This window comes from Pseudomonas sp. MPC6 (assembly GCF_006094435.1).
Taxonomy (GTDB): domain Bacteria; phylum Pseudomonadota; class Gammaproteobacteria; order Pseudomonadales; family Pseudomonadaceae; genus Aquipseudomonas.
In genome coordinates this window covers 3,587,348-3,604,015 of sequence record NZ_CP034783.1, presented here as the reverse complement: position 1 = coordinate 3,604,015, position 16,668 = coordinate 3,587,348, and the positions used below count along the sequence as shown (strand labels likewise).

14 protein-coding genes are annotated in these 16,668 nt (G+C 61.6%); 5 read left to right on the top strand and 9 right to left on the bottom strand.

The genetic code is table 11. The annotated features are described in order from the left end of the window. Positions 1-89: 89 nt before the first annotated feature. On the bottom strand, positions 90-710 hold the full coding sequence (locus ELQ88_RS18630) for a LysE family translocator (RefSeq protein WP_138966894.1): 621 nt from the start codon (positions 708-710) through the stop codon (positions 90-92). Positions 711-879: 169 nt separating this feature from the next. On the opposite strand from ELQ88_RS18630, the gene ELQ88_RS18625 reads away from it, so the two are divergent. Further along, the gene (locus tag ELQ88_RS18625; RefSeq protein WP_138966892.1) at positions 880-1,476 is read left to right on the top strand and encodes a LysE family translocator; all 597 of its coding nucleotides are present in this window, start codon (positions 880-882) and stop codon (positions 1,474-1,476) included. A 56-nt stretch (positions 1,477-1,532) separates the two neighbouring features. Here ELQ88_RS18625 and ELQ88_RS18620 read toward each other — a convergent pair whose 3' ends face one another. After that, positions 1,533-2,366 carry an AraC family transcriptional regulator gene (locus tag ELQ88_RS18620; RefSeq protein WP_138966890.1) on the bottom strand — a complete coding sequence of 278 codons (834 nt, stop codon included), beginning with the start codon at positions 2,364-2,366 and terminating at the stop codon, positions 1,533-1,535. 241 nt (positions 2,367-2,607) lie between these two features. Between ELQ88_RS18620 and ELQ88_RS18615 the strand changes: the two genes are divergently transcribed. The 4 genes from ELQ88_RS18615 to ELQ88_RS18600 all read left to right on the top strand — a co-directional run bounded on the left by ELQ88_RS18615 (position 2,608) and on the right by ELQ88_RS18600 (position 6,493). Continuing rightward, a complete protein-coding gene (locus ELQ88_RS18615; protein WP_128871080.1) occupies positions 2,608-3,063 on the top strand; it encodes a (2Fe-2S)-binding protein in 456 nt (151 codons plus the stop codon). A 25-nt stretch (positions 3,064-3,088) separates the two neighbouring features. Beyond that, complete coding sequence (locus ELQ88_RS18610) at positions 3,089-5,257, top strand: xanthine dehydrogenase family protein molybdopterin-binding subunit (protein ID WP_138966888.1); 2,169 nt, start codon at positions 3,089-3,091, stop codon at positions 5,255-5,257. 1 nt (position 5,258) lies between these two features. Next, on the top strand, positions 5,259-5,837 hold the full coding sequence (locus ELQ88_RS18605) for a hypothetical protein (RefSeq protein WP_138966886.1): 579 nt from the start codon (positions 5,259-5,261) through the stop codon (positions 5,835-5,837). 74 nt (positions 5,838-5,911) lie between these two features. Continuing rightward, positions 5,912-6,493, top strand: coding sequence for a GGDEF domain-containing protein (locus ELQ88_RS18600; RefSeq protein ID WP_138966884.1), 582 nt, complete (start codon positions 5,912-5,914; stop codon positions 6,491-6,493). 223 nt (positions 6,494-6,716) lie between these two features. On the opposite strand, the gene fabI is transcribed toward ELQ88_RS18600, so the two are convergent. From fabI to ELQ88_RS18565, 7 genes are all read right to left on the bottom strand, one after another. Then, positions 6,717-7,511: an enoyl-ACP reductase FabI gene (fabI, locus tag ELQ88_RS18595; RefSeq protein WP_008152082.1), complete on the bottom strand. Its 795-nt coding sequence runs from the start codon at positions 7,509-7,511 to the stop codon at positions 6,717-6,719. A 22-nt stretch (positions 7,512-7,533) separates the two neighbouring features. After that, positions 7,534-9,144 (bottom strand): ABC transporter ATP-binding protein, encoded by a 1,611-nt coding sequence (locus ELQ88_RS18590; protein WP_138966882.1) that lies wholly within the window; start codon positions 9,142-9,144, stop codon positions 7,534-7,536. A 1-nt stretch (position 9,145) separates the two neighbouring features. Beyond that, entirely contained in the window at positions 9,146-10,165 is a 1,020-nt protein-coding gene (locus tag ELQ88_RS18585; protein WP_128871082.1) for an ABC transporter permease, read from the bottom strand. A gap of 1 nt (position 10,166) precedes the next feature. Further along, the gene (locus ELQ88_RS18580) at positions 10,167-11,240 is read right to left on the bottom strand and encodes a microcin C ABC transporter permease YejB (RefSeq protein WP_128871083.1); all 1,074 of its coding nucleotides are present in this window, start codon (positions 11,238-11,240) and stop codon (positions 10,167-10,169) included. A gap of 4 nt (positions 11,241-11,244) precedes the next feature. Continuing rightward, the gene (locus ELQ88_RS18575) at positions 11,245-13,086 is read right to left on the bottom strand and encodes an extracellular solute-binding protein (RefSeq protein WP_138966880.1); all 1,842 of its coding nucleotides are present in this window, start codon (positions 13,084-13,086) and stop codon (positions 11,245-11,247) included. Then, positions 13,083-14,915, bottom strand: coding sequence for an extracellular solute-binding protein (locus ELQ88_RS18570; protein ID WP_138966878.1), 1,833 nt, complete (start codon positions 14,913-14,915; stop codon positions 13,083-13,085). The genes ELQ88_RS18575 and ELQ88_RS18570 overlap by 4 nt, the downstream gene beginning before the upstream one ends. A 262-nt stretch (positions 14,916-15,177) precedes the next feature. Next, positions 15,178-16,608 carry a transglycosylase SLT domain-containing protein gene (locus ELQ88_RS18565; protein WP_138966876.1) on the bottom strand — a complete coding sequence of 477 codons (1,431 nt, stop codon included), beginning with the start codon at positions 16,606-16,608 and terminating at the stop codon, positions 15,178-15,180. Between the last annotated feature and the right edge of the window lie 60 nt (positions 16,609-16,668).

The following is a 16,668-nucleotide window of genomic DNA, read 5'->3' as shown; positions in this document are numbered from 1 at the left end:
CGGCGAAAGCGGTGTCGCAGTCAACATTGATGTTGAATGTAATGGCCTCTTCGCGAGCAGGCTCGCTTCCACAATTGGAGCCGGGCAGTTCAGGTCCGGCGGGCCATCAGCAACACCGAAGCCGCCGCCGACAACAACCCCGCACAGCAACGGTTGAATAGCCGCTTGCCCCGAGGCTGGGCAAACCAGCGGCGCATGTGCAGGCCCATGTAGGCGTAGGCGCCGATCGCAATCCATTCCAGCATCAGGAACAACGCGCCCAACAGCGCAAATTGCGGGGTGATTGCCCGGGCCGGGTCAACGAACTGTGGCAGGAATGCGGTGAAGATCAGGATCGCTTTCGGATTGCCGGCCGCCACCAGAAATTCCTGGCGCGCCAATCTCAGCGTGCCCACCGGCGCTCCCGCAACAGTGTCTTGCGTCCCGGGATCGGCGCGCCACAACTGCCAGGCGAGATAGAACAGATAGGCCGCGCCGACGATCTTGATCCCGTAGAACAGCAGCTCCGAGGTTTGCAGCACCACCGCCAGCCCCGCCGACGCGAGGGCGATCATCCCGGCAAACGCCAGCAGCCGGCCGATGCCGGCGACACACGCGGTGCGGTAGCCGTAGCGAGTCGAATTGCTGACCGACAACAGGTTGTTCGGGCCTGGCGCCATGTTCAGGGCGAAGCAGGCGGGGAGGAAGAGGGAGAGGGTGGCGAGGTCCATGACGGGGCTCCTGAAGCGAGAGCGGTATTTTTACCATAGGTGCAGCGTGGCTCGACCCGTACAGTGGTGCGCGTCAATCGCGGTACAGGTGAGGGGTGTTTTGTTCAATACAGCCATCGAGCCGCTCTCTACCTTGGGGCCTGGTTCAACTGAATGGAAGAAAGGTGCGATGAGTCTGATTATGTCCATGGCGGCGTTTGCCCTCGTAGCGTCGATCACGCCGGGGCCGGTGAATATCGTGGCGTTGAGTTCGGGGGCGCGTTTCGGCTTCCGGGCCAGTCAGCGGCATGTGGCCGGTGCGACGCTGGGCTTTGTATTGCTGCTGGTTCTGATGGGATTGGGCTTGCATGAGCTGTTGCTGCTTTGGCCAGCGTTGACGCAGGTGGTGCAATGTGCCGGTGTGACGTTCCTGTTGTACATGGCCTTCAAGCTCGCCGCCGACAAGGGCCATCTCGAAGCGAAGGCGCCGGGCCGGGCACCGTCGATGCTCTACGGCGCTGTCATGCAGTGGCTCAACCCGAAAGCCTGGCTGGCTTGCGTGGCCGGCATGGGCGCGTTTGTCGCCGATGGCGAGGCGCGGCTGGTCTGGCAGTTTGCCGCGGTGTACCTGGTGATCTGCTATGTGTCCGTCGGCTGCTGGGCTTATGCCGGGACCTTTTTGCGCGGCTATTTGCACAACCCGGCGGGTATGCGCTTGTTCAACCGGAGCATGGCGTTGTTGCTGGCGGTGAGTGCCATTTACCTGGTGTTGCCTCAGGCGTATTAACGCAGATCTCTGTGGCGAGGGAGCTTGCTCCCTCGCCACAGAGGATCGTGCTGGTTTCAGCCGCGATACTGCCCCGGTGTCGCCGCCAGGTGTTGTTTGAACGCCCGTTGAAAATGCGCCTGGTCGGCAAACCCCGCTTCCAGCGCGACATCGGCGATCAGCTTGCCGCTGCGCAGTCGATCCCGGGCGAACTGGATGCGCCGGTTGACCAGAAACGCATGGGGCGTCATGCCGTAATGCTGCTTGAATGCACGGATCAGATAAGACGGCGACAGCTTGGCGGCCGCGCAAATGTCTTCGAGCTTGAGCATTTGCGTGCAGTTGTCGCGGATGTAGTCAGCCGCCCGCTCCAGTTTGAAATTGGGCTCGCGCAGCGGTGGATCGACCGGGTTGAGCAGTAGCTGTACCTCGGTGAAAAACTCCACCGCCGTGCTGTGTTTGCGCAGCACGTCCTGCTGATCGTCAACCAACACGTCGTACAAGCCCGTCAGGCCAGTAAACAGCTGCGCGTCGCGGTCATGGGTGACGGAAAACCGCCGAAACGCGAGGTCGTGGCTGAACCCGAGCTGGTGCTGCAGATCGGTGAGCCACGGCGTATCGACGTACAACATCAAGTACGACCAGGGCTGATTATCAATGGGATTGCAGGCATGGACATCGCCGGGATTCATCAGCACGACGGTGCCGGCACTGACCTGGAATGCCGATTGCTCGTGGAGATAGGTACTGCACCCGGCGGTGATCGCCCCTATGGAAAAGTGCTCATGGGCGTGCCGGGTGTAGCAGACCTCGCGCCCATCGACGATGGAGCGGGCTTCGATGAAGGGCAGGGCGTCATCACGCCAGAAGCGCGGGGCCTTGCCTGTGTCTTTGGCAACGGTGTGTTTCATGGTCAACGTCCGCGACGGATCGGTTTCGCAGTGTATTAGCTCTCGCCGTCAAAGGCGCGCTGCAATGCAGCAAGTCAGCCTCTGGTCGTCATAAAAACGGCCATCAAGTGACCGGTGGTCGATGAACCTGTCCCACAGGGAAATTTGCGCTTAGCTGTAGGGATAACCCGAGGCTCGCCCCCACATGATGGCGTCATGCACAGAGCCCCTTCAGAACACCGTGAGTCTGAGGACATTCGCCATGCTGACCCTTAACATCAATGGCAAGGATCAGGCGCTGGACGTCCCGGCGGACATGCCGCTGCTCTGGGTCCTGCGCGATGTCGCGCACCTGACCGGCACCAAATTCGGTTGCGGCATGGCCCAGTGCGGTGCCTGCACCGTGCACGTCGACGGTGCGCCGCTGCGTTCCTGCGTCACGCCCGCCACGGCCGTGGCCCACGGGCAGAAAATCCTCACCATCGAAGGCCTGTCCACCGACGGCTCGCACCCGGTGCAACAAGCCTGGGCCGAACTCGACGTGGTCCAGTGCGGTTACTGCCAGTCGGGGCAGATCATGTCGGCGGCCGCCTTGCTGGCGAAGATTCCCCACCCCACTGACAGCGACATCGATCAGGCGCTTTCCGGCAACATTTGCCGCTGCGGCACCTACCCAAGGATCCGTGCCGCGGTCAAACGCGCTGCCGAAATCGGTTGATGCCATGTTGACGGGAGCCTGAGCAATGAACAGCATCAAACCGTTATCGCGCCGCGGTTTTCTCCAGGGCAGCGCATGGCTGGGTGGCGGTCTGGTGGTGGCGTTTGTCATCCCCGGTGCCCATCGTTTTGCCAGCGGCGCCGAGAATCAAGGCAAGGTCTTCGCCCCCAACGCCTTTTTGCGGATCGGCAATGACGACAGCGTCACCGTGCTGCTCGGCCATTCGGAGATGGGCCAGGGCATCTGGACCGGCCTGACCATGTTGATCGCCGAAGAACTGGAGGCCGACTGGTCGAAAATCCGCGTCGAGCATGCACCCGCGTCGGCCGCCGATTATGGCCTGGCCGCGTTTGGCGGGATGCAGATTACCGGCGGGTCCACCTCGACCTGGATGGAGTTCGATCGTTACCGCCAGGCCGGCGCCACGGCGCGGTTGATGCTGATCGATGCGGCTGCCAAGCGCTTCAATGTTGCGCCTTCCGGGATTCGCACCGAAGCGGGCGTGGTGATTGCCGGTGACCGGCGCGCCACCTACGGCGAACTGGCCGATGATGCCGGCAAGCTGCCCCTGCCGGATCCGGCTTCGATCAAGTTCAAGGAGGCCAAGGACTGGACGCTCATCGGCAAGCCCACCAAGCGCCTGGACACCCCGGAGAAAATCACCGGCCGGGCCAAATTCGGCATCGACGTGCAATTCGATGGCCTGATGACCGCCATGGTCGCCCGTTCACCGGTGTTCGGTGGCAGCGTCAAGTCCTTCGAAGGCGCCGAAGCGCTGGCGATTCCGGGCGTGCATAAGGTGTTGCAGGTGCCCACGGGCGTCGCGGTGATTGCCGATCACTATTGGGCGGCGAAGCTGGGGCGCGATGCGTTGAAGATCGACTGGGACCTGGGGCCGAATACCGGGCTCGACAGTCAGGCATTGCTGGAAAACTTCCGCAAACTCGCGACCACCCCCGGTCTTTCAGCCAGCAAGGCCGGCGACACCGACGGCACCATGGGCAAGGCGGTGAAAACAGTCGATGTCGAATACAGCGTGCCCTACCTGGCCCACGCGCCAATGGAGCCTCTTAATTGCACCGTCAAAATAACCCGGAACAAATGCGAGATCTGGACCGGCACCCAGTTTCAGACTCTGGATCAAATGATCGCGGGGAAAATCACCGGGCTCAAACCGGAACAGGTGGAGATTCATACCCAGTTTTTGGGCGGCGGGTTTGGTCGCCGGGCCAATCCCACCTCGGATTTTGTCGCTGAAGCCGTGGAAGTCGCCAAGGCCGCGGGGGAACCGGTGAAAACCGTCTGGTCGCGCGAGGATGATATCCGCGGAGGTTATTACCGCTCGGCGTTCCTGCATCACGCACGCATCGGCCTGGATGCCGCGGGCCTGCCCATCGCCTGGAAACATGTCATGGTCGGGCAGTCGATCATGGCCGGCACCTCGTTGGAGGCGACCATGGTCAAGGATGGCATCGACAAGACGTCTGTCGAAGGGGTTGCCGACAGTCCTTACCTCACGGGGCTGGCCCATCACCAGGTTGACCTGCATTCGCCGAAAACCGGGATCAGCGTGCTCTGGCTGCGTTCGGTCGGGCACACCCATACCGCGTTCGTGATGGAGTCGCTGATCGACGAACTGGCCGAGGCGGCCGGCAAGGACCCGGTCGACTACCGACGAACCCTGCTCAAGGATCATCCACGGCATCTGGGCGTGCTGAACCTGGCCGTCGAGAAAGCCGGCTGGAAGGCCCCTTTGCCGGACGGCCACGTCTTGGGTGTCGCGGTGCATGAGTCGTTCGGCAGTTACGTTGCCCAAGTCGCCGAAGTGTCCCAGGACAACCTGGCGATCCGCGTGCATCGGGTGGTGTGCGCGGTGGATTGCGGCATTGCGGTCAACCCGATGAGCATCGCCGCGCAAATGGAGTCGGCAATTACGTTCGGCCTCGGATTTACCTTGCACAGCAAACTGACGTTCAAGGACGGGAAGGTAGAGCAGTCCAATTATCACGATTATCAGGTGCTGCGGCTCAATGAAATGCCGCTGGTCGAAGTGCATATCGTGCCCAGTAGCGAGAAACCCGGCGGTATCGGCGAAGCCGGCGTACCGCCCACGGCGCCGGCGGTGGCCAATGCGGTGTTCGCCCTGACCGGGCAGCGCCTGCGCGAGCTGCCGCTGCAACTGGCGGGGGTGTGAGATGAAACGACACCTGCTGCTGGGCGCGATGGTATTGATTGGTCTGGTCGCTTACGCGGAGCACGTGCTTGCTGATGAAAAGGAGGCCGTGAAGGCATTCGATACCGTGCAAAAGGTCTTCCAGAGCCCGCGCTGCCAGAACTGCCATATCCCCGGTGATTCACCGTTGCAGTTCGACGCCGGCCTTCCCCACTCGATGGATGTGGTGCGGGGCATGGATGGCAAAGGCGCTGCCGGTTTGCCCTGTACCACCTGTCATGCCGAACGCAATCCGCCAGCCAGCTATGGCCCTGGCATGCCGCCCGGAGCCCCGCACTGGAGCCTGCCCCCGGCGGCGCACAAAATGGCCTGGATCGGCCTGCCGGCGGACAAGTTGTGCGCCATGATCAAGGACCGCTCGAGCAATGGCGATCGTGATTTCGCCGCGTTGATCAAGCATGTCAGTGAGGACAAACTGGTGCTCTGGGGCTGGAATCCGGGTGTGGGGCGCGCGCCGGTGCCGGTGCCGCACGACATTTTTGTCAGCCGGTTCAAGCAATGGGCGGACGCGGGAGGGCCCTGTCCGATCGAGGGCGGTTGACCGGTGGTCCGTTAACAGGGAGTCAAACCGGGTATGGACGACTCTAAAGAACATACCCGCCGATGGAGTGAGTAATGCTGATCCCAGGCAAACCGGTCAAACACAGTGCTTGCGCAGAACCTCTGCGTACTCCTCTGCAGGAGCGCGAATTGTTGCGCGACCTGGCCCGCAAGGCCGAGCAGGAACTGATGGGCTTGCAAATGTCGAGCATGGATGAGCTGACGCTACTCTCCAATCGTCACGGTTTCACGGCGCTTGCCCAACTGGGACTGGACGCCTGCCAACAGTTGGGCAGTCCAGCGACCCTGCTGTTTTTCGATCTCGATGACTTCAAACACATCAATTATCTGTATGGCCGTGCCGAGGGTGACGACGCCCTGAAAACCTTCGCGGACGTGCTGCGCATCGCGTTTCGCGAAAACGACGTGATTGGTCGGCTTGGTGACGATGAATTTGTCGCGTTGTTGACCGGCTCGGGCTGGGTGGACATCGCTCCGATCAAGGCACGCCTCGAAGAGATGCTCGACGAGCGCAATGCCACGGTGCACCGCGGTTATGACATCCGCTTCAGTATCGGGCAGATCGAATACGACGCCAATCTACACCATGATGTCGAGGGATTGCTGGCAGAGACCGAAAGGGTGTTGCACCGTTAGGCAGGCAGGTAGGTAGGTAGGTAGGTAGGTAGGTAGGTAGGTAGGTAGGTAACCTTGTAGGAGCCGGCTTGCTGGCGAAGACGTCAGCACATTCATCATCTCTGTGACTGACACACCGCTTTCGCTGGCAAGCCTGCTCCTACAGGGGATTGCGTCAGGGTTGAAATCTCGGGCATAAAAAACCCGCCTGAAGAGGCGGGTTTTTTAGTGGGAGAGCCGAAGATTACTCTTCGAGGCTACCCATGGCCGTGGTGTTGAAACCACCGTCCACGTACATGATTTCGCCGCTGATGCCGGACGCCAGGTCCGAGCACAGGAAGGCGCCGGCGTTGCCGACTTCGTCGATGGTGACGTTGCGACGCAGCGGGGTTTGCGCTTCGTTGGCGGCCAGCATCTTGCGGAAGTTCTTGATGCCGGAAGCCGCGAGGGTACGGATCGGGCCAGCCGATACGCAGTTGACGCGGGTGCCGTCCGGGCCCAGGGAGCCGGCCAGGTAACGCACGCCAGCTTCCAGGGAAGCCTTGGCCATGCCCATCACGTTGTAGTTGGGCATGGTGCGCTCGGCGCCCAGGTACGACAGGGTCAGCAGGCTGCCATTGCGGCCCTTCATCATTTCGCGACCGGCCTTGGCCAGGGCCACGAAGCTGTAGGCGCTGATGTCGTGAGCGATGCGGAAACCTTCACGGGTGGTGGCTTCGGTGAAGTCGCCGTCCAGTTGGTCGCCCGGGGCGAAGCCGACGGAGTGCACGATGCAGTCCAGGCCGTCCCACTTCTTGCCCAGCTCAACGAAGACCTTGGCGATTTCTTCATCGCTGGCCACGTCGCACGGGAAGCACAGGTCCGGGTTCGAACCCCAGCTCTGTGCGAACTCTTCGACACGACCCTTGAGTTTGTCGTTCTGATAAGTGAAGGCAAGCTCAGCGCCCTCGCGATGCATGGCGGCAGCGATGCCGGATGCGATGGACAGCTTGCTGGCGACACCGACGATCAGTACGCGCTTACCGGCGAGAAAACCCATGTGTTGCTCCTCTCTTTTCAGGTTATTGCGCAGTGGCTGGTGCCAGGAAAGCGGCTTCCAGCAACTGCTGTGTATACGGATGTTTGGGGGCGGCAAAAATACTTTGCGCGTCTCCCTGTTCGACCACTTGGCCCTGCTTGACCACCATCAGCTGGTGGCTCAGCGCTTTGACGACAGCCAGGTCATGGCTGATAAACAGATACGTCAGGTTGTACTTGGTTTGCAGTGAACGCAGCAGCTCCACCACTTGGCGTTGCACTGTCCGGTCGAGGGCCGAGGTCGGCTCGTCCAGCAGAATCAACGCCGGTTTTAGCACCAATGCCCGGGCAATGGCGATTCTCTGCCGCTGCCCACCAGAAAATTCGTGGGGGTAGCGGTTCCGGGTTTCCGGGTCCAGGCCTACCTCCTTGAGTGCCGCAATAATCGCCAGCTCCTGTTCCGCCTCGGTGCCCATCTTGTGGATGCGCAGGCCTTCGCCGACGATCTGGCTCACGCACATCCGGGGGCTCAGGCTGCCGAACGGGTCCTGAAACACCACCTGCATCTCCCGACGCAGCGGTCGAACCTGTTGCTGCGTCAGGCAGTCTAGCTGCTTGCCTTCAAAACGGATGGTGCCTTGGCTGCCGATCAGCCGCAAAATCGCCAAACCCAGTGTCGACTTGCCGGAACCGCTTTCTCCCACAATCCCCAAGGTCTGGCCTTGAGGCAGGCTGAAATTGATCCCGTCCACCGCCTTGATGTGATCCACGGTCTTTTTCAGCAAGCCTTTCTTGATCGGGAACCAGACTTTCAGGTCCTCGACTTGCAACAAAGGCGGGCCGATGACATTGCTCGCAGGCGTCCCGCCGGGCTCCGCTGCCAGCAGTTCCCGAGTGTACGGATGCTGCGGCGCGCGGAACAACTCTTCACACGATGCCTGTTCGACGATGCAACCGCGCTGCATGACACATACGCGATGCGCAATTCTTCGCACAAGGTTCAAATCGTGGCTGATCAACAGCAACGCCATGCCCAGTCGGGCCTGCAGTTCCTTGAGCAATTCAAGGATTTTCAGTTGCACCGTCACATCCAGCGCGGTGGTCGGTTCGTCGGCAATCAGCAGTTCCGGTTCGTTGGCCAGGGCCATGGCGATCATCACCCGTTGGCGCTGGCCGCCGGACAGTTCATGGGGCAGGGCCTTGAGGCGCTTCTCCGGCTCCGGGATGCCGACCATCTCCAGCAATTCCAGGGTGCGCTTGGTCGCGACTTTACCGATCAGGCCCTTGTGGATGCCCAGCACCTCGTTGATCTGCTTCTCGATCGAGTGCAACGGATTGAGCGAGGTCATCGGCTCCTGGAAGATCATCGCGATCCGGTTGCCGCGGATGTGGCGGATGGTTTTTTCTTTCAGGCCGAGCAGGTTCTGCCCGGAATACTCGATGGTGCCGGACGGATGCCGGGCGAGCGGGTAGGGCAGCAGGCGCAGGATCGAGTGCGCGGTCACCGATTTGCCTGAGCCGCTTTCGCCCACCAGGGCGAGGGTTTCGCCGCGCTTGATGTCGAAGCTGACGCCTTCGACCACCCGCTGCACGCGCTCGCCGACGACGAATTCGACGGCCAGGTCGCGCACTTCGATCAGATTGTCCTGATTCATTTCACTTCCTCGGGTCGAAGGCATCGCGAGCGGACTCGCCGATGAACACCAGCAAACTCAACATCAACGCCAACACCGCAAACGCGCTCATGCCCAGCCACGGCGCCTGCAGGTTGGATTTGCCCTGGGCCACCAGTTCACCCAGCGACGGTGCGCCCGGCGGCAAACCGAAGCCCAGGAAATCGAGGGCGGTCAGGGTGCCGATGGCGCCGGTCAGGATGAACGGCATGAAGGTCATGGTCGAGACCATGGCGTTGGGCAGGATGTGGCGGAACATGATCGCACCATTCTGCATCCCCAGTGCCCGAGCCGCGCGCACGTATTCAAGGTTGCGCCCGCGCAGGAACTCGGCGCGCACCACATCCACCAGGCTCATCCACGAGAACAGCAGCATGATCCCCAGCAGCCACCAGAAGTTCGGCTGGACGAAACTGGCAAGAATGATCAGCAGGTACAACACCGGCAACCCGGACCAGATCTCGAGGAAACGCTGCCCGGCCAGGTCGACCCAACCGCCATAGAAACCCTGCAAGGCCCCGGCAATGACACCGATGATCGAGCTGAGAATGGTCAGGGACAGGGCAAACAGCACCGAAATCCGGAAGCCGTAAATCACCCGGGCCAACACGTCGCGGCCCTGGTCATCGGTGCCGAGCAGGTTGTCGGTCGAGGGCGGCGCGGGGGCCGGGACTTTCAGGTCGTAGTTGATGCTCTGGTAGCTGTAGGGGATCGGCGCCCACAGCACCCAGGCGTCCTTGGCCTTGAGCAGTTCGCGGATGTACGGGCTCTTGTAGTTGGCTTCCAGCGGGAATTCGCCGCCGAAGGCGGTTTCCGGGTAGCGTTTGAGCGCCGGGAAGTACCAGCCGTTGTCGTAGTGCACCACCAGCGGTTTGTCGTTGGCGATCAGTTCGGCGCCAAGGCTCAGGCCGAACAGCAGCAAAAACAGCCACAGCGACCACCAGCCACGCTTGTTGGCCTTGAACAGTTCGAAACGTCGGCGATTGAGCGGGGACAGGTTCATCTCAATGCTCCCGGCTTTCGAAGTCGATGCGCGGATCGACAAAAGTGTAGGTGAGGTCGCCGATCAGCTTCACTACCAGACCCAGCAGGGTAAAGATGAACAGCGTGCCGAAGACCACCGGGTAGTCGCGATTGATCGCCGCTTCAAAACTCATCAGCCCGAGGCCGTCGAGGGAGAAGATCACTTCCACCAGCAACGAGCCGGTGAAGAAGATGCCGATGAACGCCGACGGGAACCCGGCGATCACCAGCAACATGGCGTTGCGGAACACGTGGCCATAGAGCACGCGGTGGTTGGTCAGGCCCTTGGCCTTGGCGGTGACGACGTACTGCTTGTTGATTTCGTCGAGGAAGCTGTTTTTGGTCAGCAAGGTCATGGTCGCGAAGTTGCCGATCACCAGTGCGGTCACCGGCAAGGCCAGGTGCCAGAAGTAGTCGAGTATCTTGCCGCCCATGCTTAACTCGTCGAAATTGTTCGAGGTCAGCCCGCGCAGCGGGAACCAGTCCAGGTAGCTGCCTCCGGCGAACAGCACGATCAGCAGGATCGCGAACAGGAACGCCGGGATCGCGTAGCCGACGATGATCAACGAGCTGGTCCAGACGTCGAAGTGGCTGCCGTGGCGCGTGGCCTTGGCGATCCCCAGGGGGATCGACACCAGGTACATGATCAGCGTGCTCCACAACCCGAGCGAGATCGACACCGGCATCTTTTCCTTGATCAGGTCGATGACCTTGGCGTCGCGGAAGAAGCTGTCGCCGAAGTCCAGGCTGGCGTAGTTCTTGATCATGATCCACAAGCGTTCCGGCGCCGATTTGTCGAAGCCGTACATGTGCTCGATTTCCTTGACCAGCGCCGGGTCCAGGCCTTGCGCCCCACGATAGGCCGAACCGGCCACCGAGACTTCGGCGCCACCGCCGGCGATGCGGCTGGTGGCGCCTTCGAAGCCTTCGAGCTTGGCGATCATCTGTTCCACCGGCCCGCCGGGGGCGGCCTGGATGATCACGAAGTTGATCAGCAAAATGCCGAGCAAGGTCGGGATGATCAGCAGCAGTCGCCGAAAAATATACGCCAGCATCTGATTACTCCGTGCCCGCAGGGTCGGCTTGCAGTTTGGTTTCGACTTCTACCGCAGGTTTCGCGTCGGGCTTGACCCACCAGGTGGAGATGCCGATGTCGTACTTGGGTGAAATGTCCGGGTGGCCGATGTGGTTCCAGTAGGCCACGCGCGAGGTCTTGATGTGCCAGTTGGGGATCACGTAGTAGCCCCATTGCAGCACCCGGTCCAGTGCCCGGGCGTGGGCCACCAGGCTTTGCCGCGAGTCGGCGTTGATCAGTTGCTCGACCAACTGGTCCACCACCGGGTCTTTCAGGCCCATGGAGTTGCGGCTGCCGGGTTTGTCGGCCGCGGCGGCCATCCAGAACTCGCGCTGTTCGTTGCCCGGTGAGTTGGACTGCGGGAAGCTGCCGACAATCATGTCGAAGTCCCGTGAACGCACACGGTTGATGTACTGCGAGACGTCGACCCGGCGGATCACCAGGTCGATCCCCAGGTCGCTCAGGTTGCGCTTGAACGGCAGCAGGACCCGCTCGAACTCGGTCTGGGCCAGCAGGAATTCGATGGTCACCGGTTTGCCGGTGGCGTCGACCATCTTGTCCTCGACGATGCGCCAGCCGGCCTCTTGCAACAGTTGATAGGCCTGGCGTTGCTGGGCGCGGATCATGCCGCTGCCATCGGTGACCGGGTTCTGGAATGCCTCGCTGAAGACCTGCTCGGGGATCTTGCCGCGGAACGGGTCGAGAATCGCCAGCTGATCGGCGTCCGGCAAACCGGTGGCGGCCATTTCCGAGTTCTCGAAATAACTGCGGGTGCGCGCGTACGCGCCGTTGAACAGTTGCTTGTTGGTCCATTCGAAGTCCAGCAACAGGGTCAGGGCCTGGCGCACGCGCAGGTCCTGGAACACCGGGCGCCGCAGGTTGAACACAAAGCCTTGCATGCCGGTGGGGTTGCCGTTGGGAATCTGTTCCTTGATCAACCTGCCCTCGGTGACGGCCGGGATGTTGTAGGCGTTGGCCCAGTTCTTCGCGGCCATCTCCAGCCAGTAATCGAACTGCCCGGCCTTGAGGGCTTCCAGGGCCACGGTGTTGTCGCGGTAATAGTCGGTGGTCATGACGTCAAAGTTGTAGAACCCGCGGTTCACCGGCAGGTCCTTGCCCCAGTAATCCTTGACCCGCTCATAACGCACCGAGCGCCCGGCCTTGACTTCGCTGACCTTGTACGGGCCGCTGCCCAGCGGCGGTTCCAGGTTGCCCTTGTTGAAGTCGCGGCTGGCCCACCAGTGTTTGGGCAGCACCGGCAACTGGCCGAGGATCAGCGGCAGTTCGCGGTTGTTGTTGTGCTTGAATTTGAACAGCACCTTGAGCGGGTCTTCGGCGATCGCTTCGGCGACATCGCTGTAGTAACCGCGGTAAAGCGGAGCGCCGTCCCTGGTCAGGGTCTCGAAGCTGAACACTACGTCTTCGGCACGGATCGGATGGCCGTCATGGAAACGTGCTTCGGGGCGCAGGTAAAAGCGCACCCAGCTGTTGTCCGGGGCTTTCTCGATCTTGCCGGCGACCAGCCCGTACTCGGTGAACGGTTCGTCCAGGCCTTGCTTGGCGAGGGTGTCGTAGATCATGCCGATGTCGTCGGCCGGTACCCCCTTGCCGATGAACGGGTTGAGGCTGTCGAAGCCGCCGAACCCGGCCTGGCGGAAAATCCCGCCCTTGGGCGCATCGGGGTTCACGTAATCGAAATGCTGGAAGTCGGCCGGGTATTTCGGCGGCTCGTTGTACAAGGTCAGGGCATGTTGCGGGGCGGCGCAGGCCAGCCCGGCGAACAACAGGCCGCTGGCGTGCAACAGCAGGGCACGGACGGGTTTCATCGATCCTTCTCCGAAGATTTCAGCCACCATGCGCTCAGGCCCAGGGTGTAGGGCGGCGTGGTGACAAAGGCTAACCGGTTACGGTAGGCCAGGCGGTGATAATTGAGGTACCAGTTGGGAATGATGTAGTGCTGCCACAGCAGCACCCGGTCCAGCGCCTTGCCGGCGGCGACCTGTTCGTCGCGGGTCTGCGCGGCGAGCAAGTGTTCCAGCAAGTGGTCGACCACCGGGTTGGCGATGCCTGCGTAGTTTTTGCTGCCCTTGACCCCGGCCTGGCTCGAGTGGAAGTACAGCCATTGCTCAAGGCCGGGGCTGAGGGTCTGGTTGAGGGTCATCAGGATCATGTCGAAATCGAACTGATCGAGGCGCTGTTTGTACTGGGCGCGATCCACCGTGCGCAGTCGGGCGTCGATGCCGATGCTGGCGAGGTTTTCCACGTAGGGCTGAAGGATGCGTTCCAGGTTCGGGTTGACCAGCAGGGTCTCCAGGCGCAACGGTTGCCCGGCGGCGTTCTGCAAACGTTGGCCATTGAGCTTCCAGCCGGCCTCGGCCAGCAGGCCCAGGGCCTTGCGCAGGGTTTCCCGGGGGATGCCGCGGCCTTGGGTCTGCGGCAGGCTGAACGGCTCGGTGAGCAGCCGGGCCGGTAACTGCTCGCGATAGGGCTTGAGCATCAGCCATTCATGGCCGATCGGCAGGCCCGTGGCCGAGAATTCGCTGTTGGGGTAGTAGCTCAACGCACGCTTGTAGGCGCCGCTGAAGAGCGTGCGGTTGGTCCACTCGAAGTCGAACATCATCCCCAAGGCTTCACGGACCCTGGCGTCGGCGAAGGTCGGGCGCCGGCTGTTCATGAACAGACCCTGGGTCTGGGTCGGGATCTGGTGCGCAATCTGCGCCTTGATCACGTCGCCGCGGCGCACCGCCGGGAAGTTGTAGCCGTTTTCCCAGTTCTTGGCCTGGTGTTCGATGTAAATGTCGAATTCGCCGGCCTTGAAGGCTTCAAACGCCACGTCGCTGTCACGGTAGAACTCCACTTCCATGCGGTCGACGTTGTACTTGCCGCGATTGACCGGCAGGTCCTTGCCCCAGTAATCCTTGACCCGTTCGAACACGATCTGCCGCCCGGGCGTGACCGAGGTAATGCGATACGGGCCGCTGCCCAGGGGCGGTTCGAAGGTGGTGGCCTTGAAGTCGCGACCTTTCCAGTAGTGCTGCGCCAGCACCGGCAGCTCGCCCAGGCGCAGGATCAGCAAGGGATTGCCGGCGCGCTTGAAGACGAAGCGGATCCGATGCGGGTTGAGGATGTCGACCCGCGACACCTCCTGAAGATTGGTGCGGTATTGCGGGTGACCCTCCTTGAGCAGCAGGCGATAGGAAAACGCCACGTCGTAGGCGGTAATCGGCGAGCCATCATGGAACCGCGCTTGCGGGCGCAGGTTGAACACCACCCAGCTGCGGTCCTCGCTGTACTCCACCGATTGGGCGATCAGGCCATAACTGGACGTCGGCTCGTCGCCGGACGGTGCGTACTGCCCTGTGCCGACCATCAAGGGTTCGTTGAGCTCGTTGATGCCGTACTGCAGGAAATTGGCGGTGGAAACCGGGCTTGAGCCCTTGAAGGTATAGGGATTGAGCGTATCGAAGGTGCCAAACGCCATCACCCGCAAGGTGCCGCCCTTGGGCGCTTGCGGGTTGACCCAGTCGAAGTGGGTAAATCTGGCCGGGTACTTGAGCGTGCCGAACTGCGCATAACCATGGCTTTCGCTGATCGTCGCGCTTGCGGGGGAGCTCAAGGCCAGGCTGATCAGGAACAGGAGGAGGGGACGCTTCAAGTCAGAGATCCGATCCAGGCGGCTTGGGCTTTGTGGGCCGTACAGTAACAGCTTGTCTGGGCAGGAAAAAGATGGGGATTTAATGCGCGGTTAATTGCAGGGGATAATGGCCATCCTTGAAACAACAGGCAAAAAAAAGCCCCTGGAATCGTGGGATGTTTGTGTAGGAGCGAGCTTGCTCGCGATCGGCTCGACAGCGCCGCGTTAAATCAGTTAACACGCGTTATCGTTAACGACCATCGCGAGCAAGCTCGCTCCTACATTAACGCGGCGAAGCCACCGTCAACATCTGTCCCGGCTTCAGCGCCTGGCCAATCCGGGGGTTCCAGCGCTTGAGGTGCTGCATTTCAACATTGAAACGCTTGGCCACCATGTACAGCGAATCGCCTCGCTTGACCTTGTACTGGGTCTGCTGCTTCTTGCTGGTGGCCGCGACCACGGTGTTGACGCGTCCGGCGCTGCGCTTGGCAGTGTCCTGCATGACCAGGGTCTGACCGGCCTTGAGATTCTTGCCGGTCAGATTGTTCCAGCGCTGCAGGTCCTTGACGTCGACCTTGTTGGCCTTGGCGATGGTGCCCAGGTTGTCGCCGCGCTTGACCCGGTAGGAACGCTTGACGCCGGCAATGGCCGGGCTGTTGGCACCTTCGAAGACCGGCTTGAGCGGCTTCTTGCTGATCAACTCGTCAGGCCGCATGGTCGACAGGCTGGTGGTCAGCAGCTGCGCCTTGGATGTCGGCACCAGCAAATGCTGGGGGCCATCGATGGTGGTGCGCTGTTTGAACGCCGGGTTGAGCTGGAACAGTTCGTCTTCGTCGATGTTGGCCACCGCGGCAACCTTGGACAGGTCCATGCGCTGGTTGATCTCGACAACCTGGAAGTAGGGTTCGTTGGCGATCGGGTTGAGGTTCACGCCGTAGGCGTCCGGTGCCAGTACCACTTGCGACAGCGCCAGCAGCTTCGGCACGTAGGCCTGGGTTTCGGCCGGCAGTGGCAGGTTCCAGTAATCGGTCGGCAGGCCGAGCTTTTCGTTGCGCTCGATGGCCCGGCTGACCGTGCCTTCGCCGGCGTTATAGGCCGCCAGGGCCAGCAACCAGTCACCGTTGAACATGTCATGCAGGCGGGACAGGTAATCCATCGCCGCCGTGGTCGAGGCGGTGATATCGCGCCGGCCATCGTAGAAACGGGTCTGACGCAGGTTGAAGTAGCGGCCGGTGGAAGGGATGAATTGCCACAGACCCACCGCGTTGGCCCGGGAGTAGGCCATCGGGTTGTAGGCGCTTTCAATGACTGGCAGCAGCGCCAGCTCCAGCGGCATGTTGCGTTCTTCGAGGCGTTCGACGATGTAATGGATGTACAGGCTGCCGCGATCGCCGGCGTTTTCCAGGAATGACGGGTTGCTGGCGAACCACAGGCGCTGTTGCTCGATACGCGGGTTGACGCCGACGTTGTCCTGCAGCTGGAAGCCCTGGCGCATGCGCTCCCAGACATCCTGGGGTATTTCCGGGGTCGGTTTCACGCTGAGCAGCACAGGTTTTGGCTTGACTCGCGCGGCAAGGTTCGGAACGTGCGTCGCGTCGGTCTGCGGCACATGGCTGGAACAGCCCGCCAGGGTGGCGGACACAGCCACCGCGATGGCTTGAGCCAGGCGGGTCAATGCGTCTGTACTGATGGCTTTACGAATGGATGACGACATTGGCTGGAAGTAAGTTCCGGGCAAAAATGTCGGGCGATTCTAGAAAGCGTACCCCCCTAG